Below are 14300 nucleotides of genomic sequence, written 5' to 3'. Positions count from 1 at the left end.
TTTATTATTAAGTTTGGATATGTAACAAAAACCGTTCCCAATGGCCGGTAAATTTGACAGGAATAATTCAACCTCCGGTCTATCACTGATAATCGCGTGCACCGCAGATGGCCGAACCCACACGCACTGAGTTGGATCCGCACTCTATGGCCAGTTTGTAATCACCGCTCATACCCATGGATAAGATTTGAATTTCCTTCTGGACCGCCAGCTGATCGAAAAGCCGCTTTAAGGTGCTGAATTCCCGTTTTACCTGCTCCTGATCATCTGTATAGGTGGCCATACCCATAAGCCCGCAGATTTTTACATTAGGGTAGAGGCCCTGAGTCCACTGGCTGAAAAGCTCCCTGGTTTCGGAAATTTCCAGGCCAAATTTGGTCTCCTCAGTAGCAATTCTTACCTGAAGCAGTACATTGATGGTGCGGTTGTGTTTTTGCGCCTGCCGGTCTATTTCCTGAAGCAGTTTTTCACTGTCCACACTTTCTATGAGATGGATAAATTCTGCAATATGCTTCACTTTATTGGTCTGCAGGTGTCCGATCAGATGCCATTTGATATCAGCGGGCAATTCCATCTGTTTGGTCAGCATTTCCTGTACCTTATTCTCACCAAAATGGCGGTGACCTAAATTATATATTTCCCGCACAGTATCTGCAGGATGGGTTTTTGTAACTACAACCAACTGTACTTCCGGTGGTAATTGTGTCCGAACATTGTAGTAACGGTCACCAATTGAATCAGAATTCATAAAAAAGGTGTTTTTCCTGTTTTCCAAACGCCAAATATACCATAAATTTGTTTTGAACACTAAAACACAAATGATGGGTAACTTAAACGATCACCTCCTAACGGATGAGGAGGAGCAGCAACTTGTGAGCACTTATAAGGAGGGGAATTATGCGTTGATAAATGCCAACCGTCCGGAGAATTCTCCCGATACGCTGGAATGCAGTTTTGAACTGGACATTGTACAGCAGTTCCTGGATTATGTGAAATCCCACGCCGAAGCACAGGGCATTACAAACGTCAGTATAACTGTATGCTTTGGGCAGTACCCAGGCGGTTATTTCAGCCCCAGAATGAAGCCTGGCAATACCGGTCATCAAACTGTTTTTCTGCGTGGTGACGACGGTACCAACGGAAGCTGTACACCAATAGACGGGCTGTCTGCACTGGATTTTTCAAACATTTGCCCTCCTTACTAAACAGACAGTTATGATGGATCTAATAAAAGATTTAGGCAGCACCACGGTTAATTTGCTGTACCTGGCCATTATTCTGCTGATGGTAGTTTACCGCAAATATCTGGGTAAACATATTGAAATCGTAATCGCGGCAATGAGCGTTACATTTATTACAGAGGTAACGACGATCGTTCTGCAGCGTCTTCATATTGTTCAGGTTACCACTATTTATTATGTAATTGGGATTATAGGCATCGTATACCTGCTGTTTCTGGTCTATTTTTATAAACTGATGCAGAATCCCCAACTCAGGAGGATACAGCTTGGAATTGTAGCAGCACATTTAATAAACTTTGCTTTGTCTGCCGTATTGGTGGAGAATTTCTTTTACGTATTTCCGGACATTACCAATTTCACGAGTATTTTTCTGATTCTGGTCTCGCTGTTTATCTTTCTGAATGACACCTTTAACTCTGATAAAATCCTGCTTATTAAGGCGTTTTACCCTTTTTTTGTAGCTGTAAGCCTTACTTTTATCTATGTTGGTCTGGTACCCATTCTTTTTTTCAGTAACAGGATAGATCTGGACACAGAAAAGCTCATTTTCTATATTATGCTGTATTCCATCAATATCATTGGATATTCAATTATGCTTGCCGGAATTTTTTTTGCGAAAAATCAAAAAAAAAGTATAATTTAATAGAATGAAATTTGAAGGTGCAGAACTGCTGATTATCTTTTCTTCTCTTATTATACTGATGGTCCTCAGCATGATGGTCCTGATTTACGTTGGGTTCCTCAGGAAAAAATCGCAGCTCATCCTGCAGGAGCAGGAAAAGGAGTTGAAATTTGCACAGGAACTGGCCCTTTCCCAGATTGAGATGCGGGAGCAGACGCTTCGGTATGTGGGTCAGGAACTTCATGATGATATTGGCCAGAAACTCTCTGTAGCAAAACTGCTTAATAACAAACTCAGTTCACAGCTGCAGAACGGTGACAGGGAATTTCTGAGAGAAATCAATGAACTGCTGGGCGAGTGCATCAGCGATATCCGTAACCTTTCCAAGACGTTTATTTCTCATCATATTGAGCACGTTGGACTTATTGAGTCAATCGAACGTGAGGTAGGCCGCATCAGGAAGCTGGATTTCATGGAAGTAAATTACATCCATAATGTGAAGGAAATCCAAATCGATCCTAAACATTCACTGATTCTGTTCAGGATCATACAGGAATGCCTGAATAACGTGCTGAAGCATTCACGGTCCAAGAAGCTTGACATAATCCTGGACGACTGCACCAAAACACTTGAAATAAGCATAATTGACCAGGGCATAGGACTGCCCGAAAATACCGGCAAAGACGGCAGCGGCCTAAGTAATATTACCAACCGCGCAAAAGTAATAAATGCCTCCTTTTCAATAGATTCGGTAAAGGACAAAGGCACCGAAGTGAAAATTGTTTATCCCAAAAACTGAAAGTATGTACAGGATTAAGATTGCCATCGTTGATGACCATAAAATGGTTTCAAAAGCTATTGAAGATATGATCTCTGCCAATCCCAAATATGAAGTGGTTTATAACTGCTGCAACGGAGATGATTTCATTGCCAGCTTAAACAGCCAGAAGGTGGATCCCGATGTGGTTCTGATGGACATTAACATGCCGTTTCGCGACGGTGTTGAAACTACCGCCTGGCTGCACCGCGAAAAACCGAAAGTTAAAGTGATTGCGCTTACTATGGAGGATAATGAGCATACGATTATCAGAATGATGCGTGCCGGAGCCAAGGGTTACCTTTTGAAAGATATGTCACCTGAGCTGCTGTTCGAAGCCATTGAGACGGTGTACAGTAAAGGCAGTTTTTATACGGATTATCTGACTCAGCGTCTGATGAAGGTGAAGAATGAAGAAGATACGGCTAAAAATATTCTGGACGAACTCAAGGCTAAAGAAAAGGAATTCTTACGTTTGGCTTGTACGGAAATAACCTATAAGGAAATTGCAGACAAAATGTGCATGAGCCCCAAGACCATAGACGGTTACCGGGACAGCGTATTTGCGAAAATGGATGTTAAAAGTAGGGTAGGACTTGTACTCTTTGCCCTTAAACATAATATGATTTAAAAAGTAAAGTGTATTAAGGTGGTTTACCTCTTTTCTAAGTACTGAAGTTCATTTAAATTTGAAAACAGAACACCAAAACACAAATGATGAATGGAGGCCGGCTTTGCTGGCTTCTTTTCATTAGCTGCCAATCGCATTCAGTCGCGGAAGCAGCAAACGCATCCCTTCCGTAGCATTCATTTTAAAGAAATTTTCCTCTGCGGCGAAACTGTTTAGAAGGTGAGGGTCTATTACGAAAAGTTCGCAACCGTCAGGAATACTGTGCAAAAGACCCGCCGCCGGATAGACCTGCAATGAGGTTCCGATAATGAGAAAGATGTCGGCTTCCGAAGCAATATGCTGTGCCTCTTCTATAGCCGGTACTTCTTCTCCAAACCATACGATGTGAGGGCGCAGCTGATTTCCATAAGCATCTGTATCACCAAAATTTAGGTCTCCTTCCCATAATATGGCATCACTTTGGGAATTTACCGGTCTCACTTTTTTCAGTTCGCCGTGAAGATGCAGTACCTGGCTTGAACCGGCCCGTTCATGCAGATCATCTACATTTTGGGTGATGATTTGAACATGAAAATCCTTTTCCAGTTCCACCAGAATCCTATGGGCTTCGTTAGGCTTTACGGTGTTCAGTTGGCGGCGTCTTTCATTATAAAAATTCAGCACGAGCTGCGGATTTTTAGCAAACCCTTCAGGTGTGGCAACGTCCTCAATTCTGTGATTCTCCCACAAACCGTTACTGTCGCGGAAAGTACGCACACCGCTCTCAGCAGAGATGCCTGCGCCGGATAGAACTACAAGATTTTTTTTCATTGGATGATTTTCATGAGATCAAGACCATTTTTCAAGGCGGCCGTCCCCCAGGTATTATTGAAGAAAACGTAAAAGTCTCTTCCGCTTTCCTCAATCTCTTCTGCAATTGCTGAAAGGAATTGGTCGCTGTATTCCGATTTAAACATAACCGGCACGCCGTGCAGCCTGTAATAGGCAATCTTCGGGTGAACTGTGATTATCTCATTGGGAATCCTGCCGGGATAACTGACTCCTGCGAACACAATACTCCGGTCTGCCAGAACTTTTGCAGCGTCACTGCGCCACCATGACTCATGCCGGAATTCGGTAACACTCGTAAAACCCGGCGGAATGTTTTTCAGGACTGTCTCCAGATTTTCAGGACTGTAATGGAAACCTGGCGGAAACTGATAAAGAAAGCCGGCCAGCTTTTCTTTTAATCCTGTCCGGATATATGAGCAGAACTCCAAAATATCTTGAGCCGAATTTTGCAGTTTTTGAATATGAGTAAAGGTTTTTGGCATCTTAACGAAAAACCTGAAATCTTCTGCTGACCGTGTATACCAGTTCTCCAGCGTAGTTACACGCGGTTTGCGGTAGAAAGTGGAATTGATTTCTACCGCATTGAACCGTGTGGAATAGTAGGAAAGCTCTTCCTTAGAGGCAAGGCAGTCCGGGAAGAAGATCCCTTTCCAGTTCCTGCCTGTAAATCCCGCACATCCTATATAAATTTTATTTCTCATATTTCAGGAGACCGTCAGTAAAGGAACTCCACTGAAATTCGCTGGCAATAAACATCCCACCAATGGCCACCAGTCCGTTTCGGATTTTCTCCAGCAGACTTACATCCTCTGTATTGGGAATCTCATTTCTGCCATGAACCTCGGCGCCAACGGTTTTGTCTTCCCGCCAGATCAGGAAATTAGAAGTAGCTTCCGGACCGAAAAAATGAGCGGTTGAATCTTCAGGTACGGTTGGATTTGCAACGGGCCGTACACGGATATAAGCACAGTCTTTCATATCTGATGTTTCATTATCAATCTCCTCAATCTGCACCCAGTCATAACCGTCAGGTCCGGTATTATGCAGTCCCGGAACCTTAATTGTAATATAATCGCCGACCAGCGGTTCCCTGAGGAGGAGGGTGCCTTTTGAATCGCGAAGCGCAAACTCCGCTTTTTCCTCACCTGCAAAAAGTTCCCAGGAATTTATATCGAGAAAACGTTTTTTAACAGTTTGAAAATGGGTACGTGCCAAATCAGGACTTTCAAAGCTTACCTCTGATTTAGTATCCGTTTTCGCACCTTTTTGCTGCGGTGGTATCTTCTCGTGCATCTGTAAGATTTGACTATTTACCGAATTCCTGCAGTATACGCTCATTAAAAGCCGGGATGTCGTCCGGTTTCCGGCTGGTTGTAAGATTTCCGTCGGTCACGACTTCCTCATCCACCCAGTTGGCACCTGCGTTAATCAGGTCTTTCGAAATCGCGTTAAAGGAGGTCATCTTACGGCCCTTTATTTCCTCAGCATCAATAATAGTTTGAGGTCCATGGCAAATAGCCGCCACAGGTTTGTTTTGAGTGAAGAAATCCTTCACAAACTTAACGGCAACTTCATCAGCACGCAGAGTGTCGGGATTGATTACTCCGCCCGGAAGCAGCAGTGCGTCGAAGTCATCAGCCTTAACTTCTTTTACGATATGGTCCACCTCTACGGAAGTACTCCATTCGTGGTCTTTCATCGCCTTTATACTACCGGGTTTCAGTGAAATAATTTTCACGTCGGCACCTGCCGATTTAAGCGCTTCTACAGGTTTGTCGAGTTCAGACTGTTCATAACCGTCTGCTGCAAGTACAGCAATTTTCTTTTTTTCCAGATTTGACATAGGTTTATTATTTTATATTATTTGGTGTTTAATTGTTCGTTATTTTTTATGGCTGATACTTTTACTTTTACATAGTCGAATCACCAATTCCTTTTTCGTAGCAATCAGCAATCGCGTCCTTTGGGAGTGGTGTGGTGCAAGTCCTTTACATTGATATCCACCGAATTTAACCTCAAAGAGTTCAGAATGACAGATACCGAGCTCAGGCTCATGGCCGCGGCCGCAATCATTGGGCTGAGTAATATTCCGAAAAAAGGATAAAGCAAACCAGCTGCAATCGGAATGCCAAAAACATTGTATACAAAGGCGAAGAAAAGGTTCTGTTTGATATTTTTCAGCAGCTGGCCGCTCAGGATGCGGGCTTTTGCAACGCCTGTGATATCACCTTTCAGCAGCGTGATCTCTGCACTTTCAATAGCCACATCCGTACCGGTGCCCATTGCGATTCCTACGTCTGCCTGAGCCAGTGCAGGTGCGTCGTTAATCCCGTCGCCTGCCATTGCCACGATTTTACCTTTCTGCTGCAGTTCCTTAATTTTATTAAGTTTATCTGCCGGAAGCTGTGCGCCGTAGAATTCAGTGATGCCAAGTTTTTTTGCGACGGCGCCGGCGGTATGTTCATTGTCACCCGACATCATTATTACTTCCACTCCATGTTGGCGAAGATGTTTTACCGCTGAATCTGACGAAGGCTTTATCCGGTCTGAGAAACTGAGAACAGCCAGAACACCGGCATCTTTGGCCAGGAAGGAAACTGTTTTTGCCAATCCCTGCTGCTGCGCAGCGTGCTCGGCCGCGGCTTGCGGTATATTAACATCAAACAGTTCAAGTAATGCCTGATTGCCCAGGAGGAGTACAGAACCATTTAACTCTGCTTTAAGCCCTTTTCCGGCAATATTTTCAAAATTATGAACAGCTGGCGGACCAACAGGCTTGTCTGTATTTTGATCACTGAATGCGGTCAATACGGCATCAGCGAGAGGGTGTTCCGAATTGCTGTTGAGTGCCGCCGCCAGTTCAAGAACCTGGGTTCTGCCGGCTCCATTAAATATGAAAATATCTTCCAGGCCAGGTTTTCCTTCCGTCAAGGTCCCCGTTTTATCCGTAATAAGTACGTCTACTTTATGCATTTGCTCCAGCGCCTCGGCATTTCTGATGAGAACCCCATTTTTTGCGCCCTTGCCAATGCCTACCATAAGGCTCATTGGTGTGGCCAGACCCAGCGCACATGGACATGCAACGATAAGTACTGCTACGGAATTGAGGAATGCCATTGTCATCCTGTTTTCGCCGCCAAATACCAGCCATCCAACAAAGGTCAGTATTGATACTGCAATCACAGTAGGTACAAAGATCCCTGAAACTCTGTCGGCGATTTTTTGTATGGGTGCCTTGCTGCGGCTGGCCTCATGGACCATTTTTATTATTTGTGCAAGCAGTGTCTCATCGCCTACTTTTTCAGCCTGCATGGTAAAGACACTGTTACCGTTAATCGTTCCGGAGCTTACACGGTCACCGGCGCTTTTTTGTACAGGTATGGGTTCACCGGTGATCATACTTTCATCTACCGCAGAGCTACCGTTGGTGATTTTTCCGTCCACAGGAATTTTCTCACCGGGCTTGACTTTCAGCAGGTCGCCTATTTTTACCTCTGAGAGCGGTACACGTTTCTCCGCGCCGTTTATAAGGAGTGTGGCCTCATCGGGTGACAGGCTCAACAATTCCTTTATGGCGCCACCCGTTTTCCTGTGCGCTGCCGCTTCCAACAGCTGACCCAATATGACCAAGGTCAGTATGACACATACTGCTTCAAAGTACAGGGGAATACTTCCGCTGTGACTCATCTCATGCGGAAAGATATCAGGAAAGAGCAGAGCCGCGAGACTGAACAGGAAAGCGGCCGCCACTCCCAGCGCAATGAGACTGAACATATTGAGGTTCCATGTTTGGAAAGAGATCCAGCCGCGCTTCATTAAGAACCAACCTGAATAGAAAAGAACAGGGATTGTCAGTAACAGTTCAAGTATGCCCTGGATCCGGTGTGAAAACGGAAAGCTGAAAATCATGCCTCCCATGGACAGTATAAAGACAGGTATTGTAAAAGCCAGTGCGGTGAAGAACTTCCTCCTGAGATTTTCATAAGTTTTATCCTCCCCAGCTCCTGATTTACCCGGGATCTGTACAAGGTTCATTCCGCACACCGGACAGCCCACATTACTGTCATACACCTTATCACCTTCGCAGAACATTGGGCAATAGTATTTTCCCGCATGAGCCTTCAGGTTTTCAGGCTCGGGGACCTCTGGCCTATGACCATGCGGTACAGGCTGTGCATTTGCAATAAATTCGGGTGTGATTTCTTCCAGGTGCATATGGCAAACCGGGCAGCCCACATCCGTGGTGTAGGTCCTGTCGGATTCGCAGAACATCGGACAGAAATACTGACCCACTTTGGTGCTGAAGCTTTCCGGGAGGTTTGTTTTTGAGAAGGTGGGCGCTTTATCCCGATAATCGGCGCGCTCCTCTATAGGGACGAGGAACATATTGCAGACGGGGCACCGTTTGCCGGGACTGAAATATACTTTTTCGCCTTCGCATTCCATCGGACAGAAATATACAGAACTTGGCGAAATCCTTTCGGAAGGGGGTACTTGCTGTGGTTTATGATGTAGGTTTTCCATTTTATTTATTTGAAAACCAAAGGTCCTGAAACTGGACGGGAAGCAGTTACAAGTACATAGATTATGCTTATAAAATTCAGATTTTATCCAGCGGGATGCGGCCGGAGCGGTTTTGTGACTTAAAGTCGGTTGGGCTGGAGCCTGTAATGTTCCTGAACTGCGAAGAAAGATGCTGAACACTTTTATACCCCAGTTTACCTGAGATCTCAGTGAGCGTCAACTCGCCATACAGCAGGAGTTCTTTCACTTTCTCCACTTTCTGGTGGATGAAATACTGTTCCAGCGTAGTGTTTTCCTGCTGTGAAAAGGTTTTTGAAATGGCGGTATAGTGTTTATGAAACCGCGCAGACAGAAACCCGGATAATAGAAAGTCTTCGGCGATGTCCAGTCCGGCAATCAGCAGAACGATTTCGTTTTTCACCTGACCGGTCAGTATTTCCGCCTGCGACCTGAGAAGTTCGAAGCCCTGTGTCTTCAATCCCTGCTCCAAACGGTCCAGATCCTGATGACTGAGTTCATTAACAGTTTCCACCACTCCCAGCTGTACTTTCTCCAGCTTTACATCAAGAAGATCAAAAATGTTCCTCACCGCTGCTATACAACGCTCGCAAACCATATTTTTAATATTAATCTGCATTACTCTTTTAGCTTCAGGCGGTCGGAAATGTATTCTATTTTTGTTTTTCCGTGGCGTGTAGGCTTCCCTTCCTCATTAACACCTACAAAGGTGATCCTGTCTATCGTAATAATGGTTTGGCGGGTCATCATATTGCGTACATGACAAGCCAGGGTGATAGAAGTATGGCCAAAACTTATGGCCTCAATTCCGATTTCAATAATGTCTCCCTGCTTTGCGGAACTTATAAAATTAATTTCAGAAATATATTTGGTGACACACCGTGGCGTTTCCAGCTGCACAATAGCATATAGCGCTGCTTCTTCATCAATCCACTGCAGCAGTCTGCCACCAAAAAGGGTATGGTTGGGATTAAGGTCCTCGGGTTTAATCCATTTTCTTGTATGATAGTTCACAGTCTTAAATTTTATTGATCCGGTTATTACTCTGTTCCTGTGCTGTTATTGTCTGATTATAAGTTTCTTCGAAATCTTTTGCCTTTCTGAAATGAAAACAATCATATAAACACCCTGTGGCACATTCAACCGGTAACTGTTTTTTCCTTTCTGCACCAATGCCGAATAAACAAGACGGCCCGAAAGGTCGGTAATATTAAGGTTTCCGGCTTTGGCAGATTCAAAAATAAAATCGCCGTTGCTCGGATTTGGATACAGGGCGGTGCTGATATTTTCCGGTTCAGCAACTTTCAGGACGGCACAGTTATAGGGTGAATAAATCACCGGACCAAGTGCCGGATCATCTGCCTGGTGTGAAATTACACTTTCGACCATGGCATCTGTGGACAGCTCCGTTTCACGCCAACAGTTAAACTTGGCCTGGATGGTATTCGGTGTGTTATTGAAAAGAGCGTAAAGGTTTCCACCATTACCGTTATCCTTAAAGATGTTCTGTCCCGGATTGATGTTCCCCGGTGCATCACTGCCCAGATTCACCTGAGCATTGGAGAGCAGGGTAATGCCCCAAAGATTCCTTCGGATCTGATTTTGGGTAACATAAAGCTGGTCACTGGTCGCAGACAGCGAAATGCCGCTTCCGCCGCTGTTAGGCAGGTTTTGGGAGTCATTGTCCTCAATGATATTTCCCTTGATAATTCCTGCGGAAGAACTTCCTGCCATCGTGATGCCATAACGGTTGTCTTTAATTGTATTGTTAAGGATTTTCACCCTGTTGGTGCCTCCAATCAGTGCAGAAGCCGAAATACCGCCCACCATCGTAAGCGCACGGTTACCCAAAATCGTATTATTTATAATCTTAAGCGAATCGGCACCACCGGGACCCATATTGATCTGCGGTCTGTTGGTATTGAGTTTTGAATTTCCGAAAAGGTAATTATTCTGGAAAACTGCAGAAACTGTAGCATTGGCAGCCGACGAAAATGCCGGATAATCATTCTGAAGGAACTGCGAATTCTGCACAATGGGACTTCCAGTGGAGAATGACATGGTTCCGCTGGTAACCAATCCCGCCTTGAAATCCCGCACGATGCAGTTATCCATCAGGAAATTACCTGTTGAAACCCGTATTCCGCCGCCGTATTCAAGGGTAGTATTACGCATGGCCACAGTGGAACCGGCATCAAACTGAATTCCGTTGAACACCGATAAAGCATTTCCAGAAGTTATTGTTAAACTTGTTGCTGTGGTATTATAGGTTCCGGCTACTGTTAATTTTATTCCGGGATTGATGGTAAGCGTGGTATTTTCGTCCATCAGGAGGGTATCTCCACCCGCTATGGTTACATTGGCCGTCATCGTGTACGAAGTACCGTTATTTACGAGTACCGTGGGTGCAGCGGCCGAAAGACTTGTTAAAGTGTAGGTTATTCCTGTGCCCGGACTGGTGAACTGCCCATTAAGAATGAGCGAAAGGCAAAAAGTAAAAAGTAAAGATATTCTTTTCATAACGATAAGTTTTAATGACCGAAATGGGATTGTGTATAAGCTGGAGCGCAGATTCTGCCGTCTGTGCGTCAGTGATGAAATTCAGGTAATAAAGATAAGGAATTTTAGCACAAGTCTCCCGGACACGGGAGCTACTGCTGTATAATGTGTTAAGTGTATTACTTACTGTTTTCTTTTTCCTTAATCAGCAGGAATCCATCAGAAAAATAATATTGGTTTGGATTCGCTTCATCATAAATGATGCTTGCGAAAATGATTTTGATCCGGTAGTTATTGAAATCAGCGACGGTTGAGATATCGCCTACGGGAATGCGTTCCTTTTGAGCAGTGTGGCTCGCCACCATACCTTTAATAAAAGGAAGAAGGTTATAGCTTTCGTCACTGTTGACTTTGAGTTCTAAAACCTGTCTTTTTCTGTCCCAGCGGTTGATGAAGGAAATCCTGTCTCCGTTAACTTGCAGCGCCTCGGTTTCATTTTGATTTTCAAAGCTGTTCAATTTGACAACATACTGGTAACCTTCAGTTGAATAGGGCTGTGCAGGAGCGTAAATTTCCCAGCGTCTGAATGTATTTAATTCCGGTTTCACATTTTTAAAAAATCCTGCAATCGGGCCGCTGATGTCCCGGTAGGACTTACCTGCGGCTGATTTATTTAAAATACGGAGATGCGGACTGTCCAGATATTTTTTCAGGCCAGTTTCATCATTTCTTTGGTAAAGGAAATTGAATTTATCGGCTATCTCACTTACCTGTTTGGAAGGTATTTGCCTGCTGAAGTCAATCTTACCCTTCACCAACAACTGATTGGAGGCCAGGAGTTGCGCAAGTTCATTTTGCTGACTTCTTTTTGATACAGCCAAAGCATTAAAATAGGGCAAAGTGAGAGACAGAAAAATGAGTACAAAAAGGGATATTGGTATGAACAGGATACCGGCTTTTTTAAAGATAATGAAATAAACGGCAACGGATGTAAGCCAAACAGCTATAAGAAGTACATAATAGCGTGGCTCCGTGTAACCGTACTCCAGAATGCGTGTAAAGATGGCGGTAAAAAGCAGCACGATAAGAGGTACAAGGGTATAATAGAAAACACTGCTGAAAGTTTTCACCCACGACTTCCCGCCTTCATTCTTAAGCGGGAACACCAGAAGCAGTGCCAGTATACCAACTACCGCGTAAGCGATGATCAGGTAGGATACCCAGCCGCGCGGTAACTCCCAGTTGATAACAATTTTTGCGGAGTAAAAATAAAGGATTACCAGGTATATCAGAAGGAGCGGGATGAGAACATATTGTGTAAAAAATTTCAGGATCTGAGGATATTTAGCATCCTGCTCAAGTTGGGAAAGCCCTCGTCCGCTAAAAAGCAGAAAGATAAAGCAGCTGCCGAAAATTGCTAAAACAGCGAAGGTTTTGGGGTACAGCAATTCATCAAGTTCAAGATCAAAGAGTTTATCTACAGCCAGTATTGCCAGCATAACGCCGCCGGCCAGGACACCTGTGAAAACCGCTGTCTGAAACAGATTTATAAATAGGTTCTTATTAAACTGCCAGAACTGAATTTCATCAGCCTTACCCATAAAAGCAGTAAAGGAAACCAGCAAATGGCTCAAGACGAATGTAGGAATCAGTATGAAGGCATACATCTCTGTGAAATCCTTTTCCTTTTCCGGCAGAATAAAATAATAACCTGAAAGAAGGACGAGTGCTGCCATTTCAAGAAGTGAACCTTTTCCGATACGTTGAGATAACATCCTGGCACTGAACAGCAGTGAAATTCCCAAACATGAAACGAGCATAAGTTTGGTGACCCGGAAACTGTTTGCTGAACCTCCAAGTTCAATAGCCGTTGCCGCAGAAGCTGCAGCGGTTACCGCCATAGCTATAATCAGCGGATAGCGGAATAAAGTGTCATCGGCAAGAGCATAAATTTCCTTGAGTTTCCCTTTCATGACCGTATTTTACTTAAAGATTATTTCTTTTTCTTTTTTTTCTTCTTTCCCGTTTTTAGTATTTCTTCAGCAATTTTAAAGCGTTGCTTCTTTTTCTCCTTCTTAGGTTTTACATCTGCTTTCTCGATTGGCTTCACGGATTGTGGCTGCAGAATTTTTTCCTTCTGGAGAAGGTTCAGTAATTCTTCAGGTGAGTTATTGCAGAACTGAGTCAGGAAATTCCTTAACAGAAATCTGCGGTAATCTTCATAGGGGATTACCACCTTGTATTTAAAGATCCGTCCCTCCCGGCTTGTAGAAAGAAATCCTTTCTCCACAAGTATTTTAAGATAGGTGGATACGGTATTTTGATGCGGTTTGGGCTCCGGATGATCCTCCATCACATTTTTCATATAAAAGGAGTCCAGTTTCCAGAGTACGGTCATCAGTTTTTCCTCGGCAGTGGTCAGGCTGTTTATGTTCATATCAGTTACTAAGCAGGTTGTCGGTATAAAGATAGGCAAAAGATACGGCGATAGCCAGCACTGCGCCCATCAGCACCTCATTGGGAGTATGTCTTTTCAGGATCACTCTGGTTACGCCTACCAGCACAGCAATCCCACACCAGACAAGTCCTACCAGCGGATCGAAGGTATAGAAAAGCGCAGCAGTGTAGAAATTAAGGGCAGTATGCATGGAACTTTTAATGTAAAAGTTGCTGATCTGCATCAATATAAGAAGCACAAAAAGAAAGAGGACCGTGAGGTCTACCTGACCGTCCAAAAGGTAGTTTACGGCAAGATAAACCAAAAGCGCCAGCGCAATCATCATATAGAGACTCTTACGCTGTTCACGGTTGGAAACGTCCATATTGCTGTAATTCCCTTTTTTATAATTCCAGTAAATCCAGATGCTTACAGGCAGGATCAATATAAAAAGGATGGGCATGAACTCCAATAAGGCCTGCTGCCAACCGTAATGCAGGTAACTGTAATATACATAATACAGGAAAAGCGAGGTAAGCGGATTGAAAAAATTGGATATTAACCTGGAAATGAGGATCAGCGGCGGGGTATTTGCGTTGGGTGGCGTCATAGGATGGAACTGCTTGGTAAAACTAACCATTTTACGGTGAATCTAATGTTATGCCGAGCCAAAGATTTTT

16 protein-coding genes are annotated in these 14300 nt (G+C 44.1%); 4 read left to right on the top strand and 12 right to left on the bottom strand.

Annotated elements, in window-relative coordinates:
- Positions 1 to 82: 82 nt before the first annotated feature.
- Entirely contained in the window at positions 83 to 748 is a 666-nt protein-coding gene (locus F7R58_RS06785; protein WP_158064179.1) for a YggS family pyridoxal phosphate-dependent enzyme, read from the bottom strand.
- Positions 749 to 818: 70 nt separating this feature from the next.
- On the opposite strand from F7R58_RS06785, the gene F7R58_RS06780 reads away from it, so the two are divergent.
- Genes F7R58_RS06780 through F7R58_RS06765 form a run of 4 tightly spaced genes read left to right on the top strand, consistent with a single transcriptional unit; the run spans position 819 to position 3311 of the window.
- Complete coding sequence (locus tag F7R58_RS06780; RefSeq protein WP_158064178.1) at positions 819 to 1205, top strand: hypothetical protein; 387 nt, start codon at positions 819 to 821, stop codon at positions 1203 to 1205.
- Between the two features lie 10 nt (positions 1206 to 1215).
- Positions 1216 to 1884, top strand: coding sequence for a hypothetical protein (locus F7R58_RS06775; protein ID WP_158064177.1), 669 nt, complete (start codon positions 1216 to 1218; stop codon positions 1882 to 1884).
- A 4-nt stretch (positions 1885 to 1888) separates the two neighbouring features.
- Entirely contained in the window at positions 1889 to 2662 is a 774-nt protein-coding gene (locus F7R58_RS06770; protein WP_158064176.1) for a sensor histidine kinase, read from the top strand.
- 4 nt (positions 2663 to 2666) lie between these two features.
- Positions 2667 to 3311, top strand: a complete 645-nt coding sequence (locus F7R58_RS06765) for a response regulator transcription factor (protein ID WP_158064175.1) — start codon at positions 2667 to 2669, stop codon at positions 3309 to 3311.
- Positions 3312 to 3431: 120 nt separating this feature from the next.
- On the opposite strand, the gene F7R58_RS06760 is transcribed toward F7R58_RS06765, so the two are convergent.
- From F7R58_RS06760 to F7R58_RS06710, 11 genes are all read right to left on the bottom strand, one after another.
- Positions 3432 to 4121, bottom strand: a complete 690-nt coding sequence (locus F7R58_RS06760) for a Sir2 family NAD-dependent protein deacetylase (RefSeq protein ID WP_158064174.1) — start codon at positions 4119 to 4121, stop codon at positions 3432 to 3434.
- On the bottom strand, positions 4118 to 4843 hold the full coding sequence (locus tag F7R58_RS06755; RefSeq protein WP_158064173.1) for a DUF72 domain-containing protein: 726 nt from the start codon (positions 4841 to 4843) through the stop codon (positions 4118 to 4120). The genes F7R58_RS06760 and F7R58_RS06755 overlap by 4 nt, the downstream gene beginning before the upstream one ends.
- The gene (locus tag F7R58_RS06750) at positions 4833 to 5435 is read right to left on the bottom strand and encodes a hypothetical protein (protein ID WP_158064172.1); all 603 of its coding nucleotides are present in this window, start codon (positions 5433 to 5435) and stop codon (positions 4833 to 4835) included. Before F7R58_RS06750 ends, F7R58_RS06755 begins: the two co-directional genes overlap by 11 nt.
- Before the next feature lie 13 nt (positions 5436 to 5448).
- Complete coding sequence (locus F7R58_RS06745) at positions 5449 to 5985, bottom strand: type 1 glutamine amidotransferase domain-containing protein (protein WP_158064171.1); 537 nt, start codon at positions 5983 to 5985, stop codon at positions 5449 to 5451.
- A 104-nt stretch (positions 5986 to 6089) separates the two neighbouring features.
- Positions 6090 to 8666 (bottom strand): copper-transporting P-type ATPase, encoded by a 2577-nt coding sequence (locus F7R58_RS06740; RefSeq protein WP_158064170.1) that lies wholly within the window; start codon positions 8664 to 8666, stop codon positions 6090 to 6092.
- 76 nt (positions 8667 to 8742) lie between these two features.
- The gene (locus tag F7R58_RS06735; protein ID WP_158064169.1) at positions 8743 to 9303 is read right to left on the bottom strand and encodes a helix-turn-helix domain-containing protein; all 561 of its coding nucleotides are present in this window, start codon (positions 9301 to 9303) and stop codon (positions 8743 to 8745) included.
- The gene (locus F7R58_RS06730) at positions 9303 to 9698 is read right to left on the bottom strand and encodes an acyl-CoA thioesterase (protein ID WP_158064168.1); all 396 of its coding nucleotides are present in this window, start codon (positions 9696 to 9698) and stop codon (positions 9303 to 9305) included. Before F7R58_RS06730 ends, F7R58_RS06735 begins: the two co-directional genes overlap by 1 nt.
- 45 nt (positions 9699 to 9743) lie before the next feature.
- Positions 9744 to 11204, bottom strand: a complete 1461-nt coding sequence (locus F7R58_RS06725; RefSeq protein WP_158064167.1) for a right-handed parallel beta-helix repeat-containing protein — start codon at positions 11202 to 11204, stop codon at positions 9744 to 9746.
- 158 nt (positions 11205 to 11362) lie between these two features.
- Entirely contained in the window at positions 11363 to 13156 is a 1794-nt protein-coding gene (locus F7R58_RS06720; protein ID WP_158064166.1) for a DUF4153 domain-containing protein, read from the bottom strand.
- 20 nt (positions 13157 to 13176) lie between these two features.
- Positions 13177 to 13620, bottom strand: a complete 444-nt coding sequence (locus F7R58_RS06715) for a BlaI/MecI/CopY family transcriptional regulator (protein ID WP_158064165.1) — start codon at positions 13618 to 13620, stop codon at positions 13177 to 13179.
- A 1-nt stretch (position 13621) separates the two neighbouring features.
- Positions 13622 to 14260: a phosphatase PAP2 family protein gene (locus F7R58_RS06710; RefSeq protein ID WP_229723785.1), complete on the bottom strand. Its 639-nt coding sequence runs from the start codon at positions 14258 to 14260 to the stop codon at positions 13622 to 13624.
- Positions 14261 to 14300: the final 40 nt, after the last annotated feature.

Origin of the sequence: Chryseobacterium sp. (assembly GCF_008831505.1) — a bacterium.
In the GTDB taxonomy this organism is placed as follows: domain Bacteria; phylum Bacteroidota; class Bacteroidia; order Flavobacteriales; family Weeksellaceae; genus Marnyiella.
Note: the sequence above shows the minus strand (reverse complement) of the source record. Positions and strands in the feature narration are given on the sequence as shown.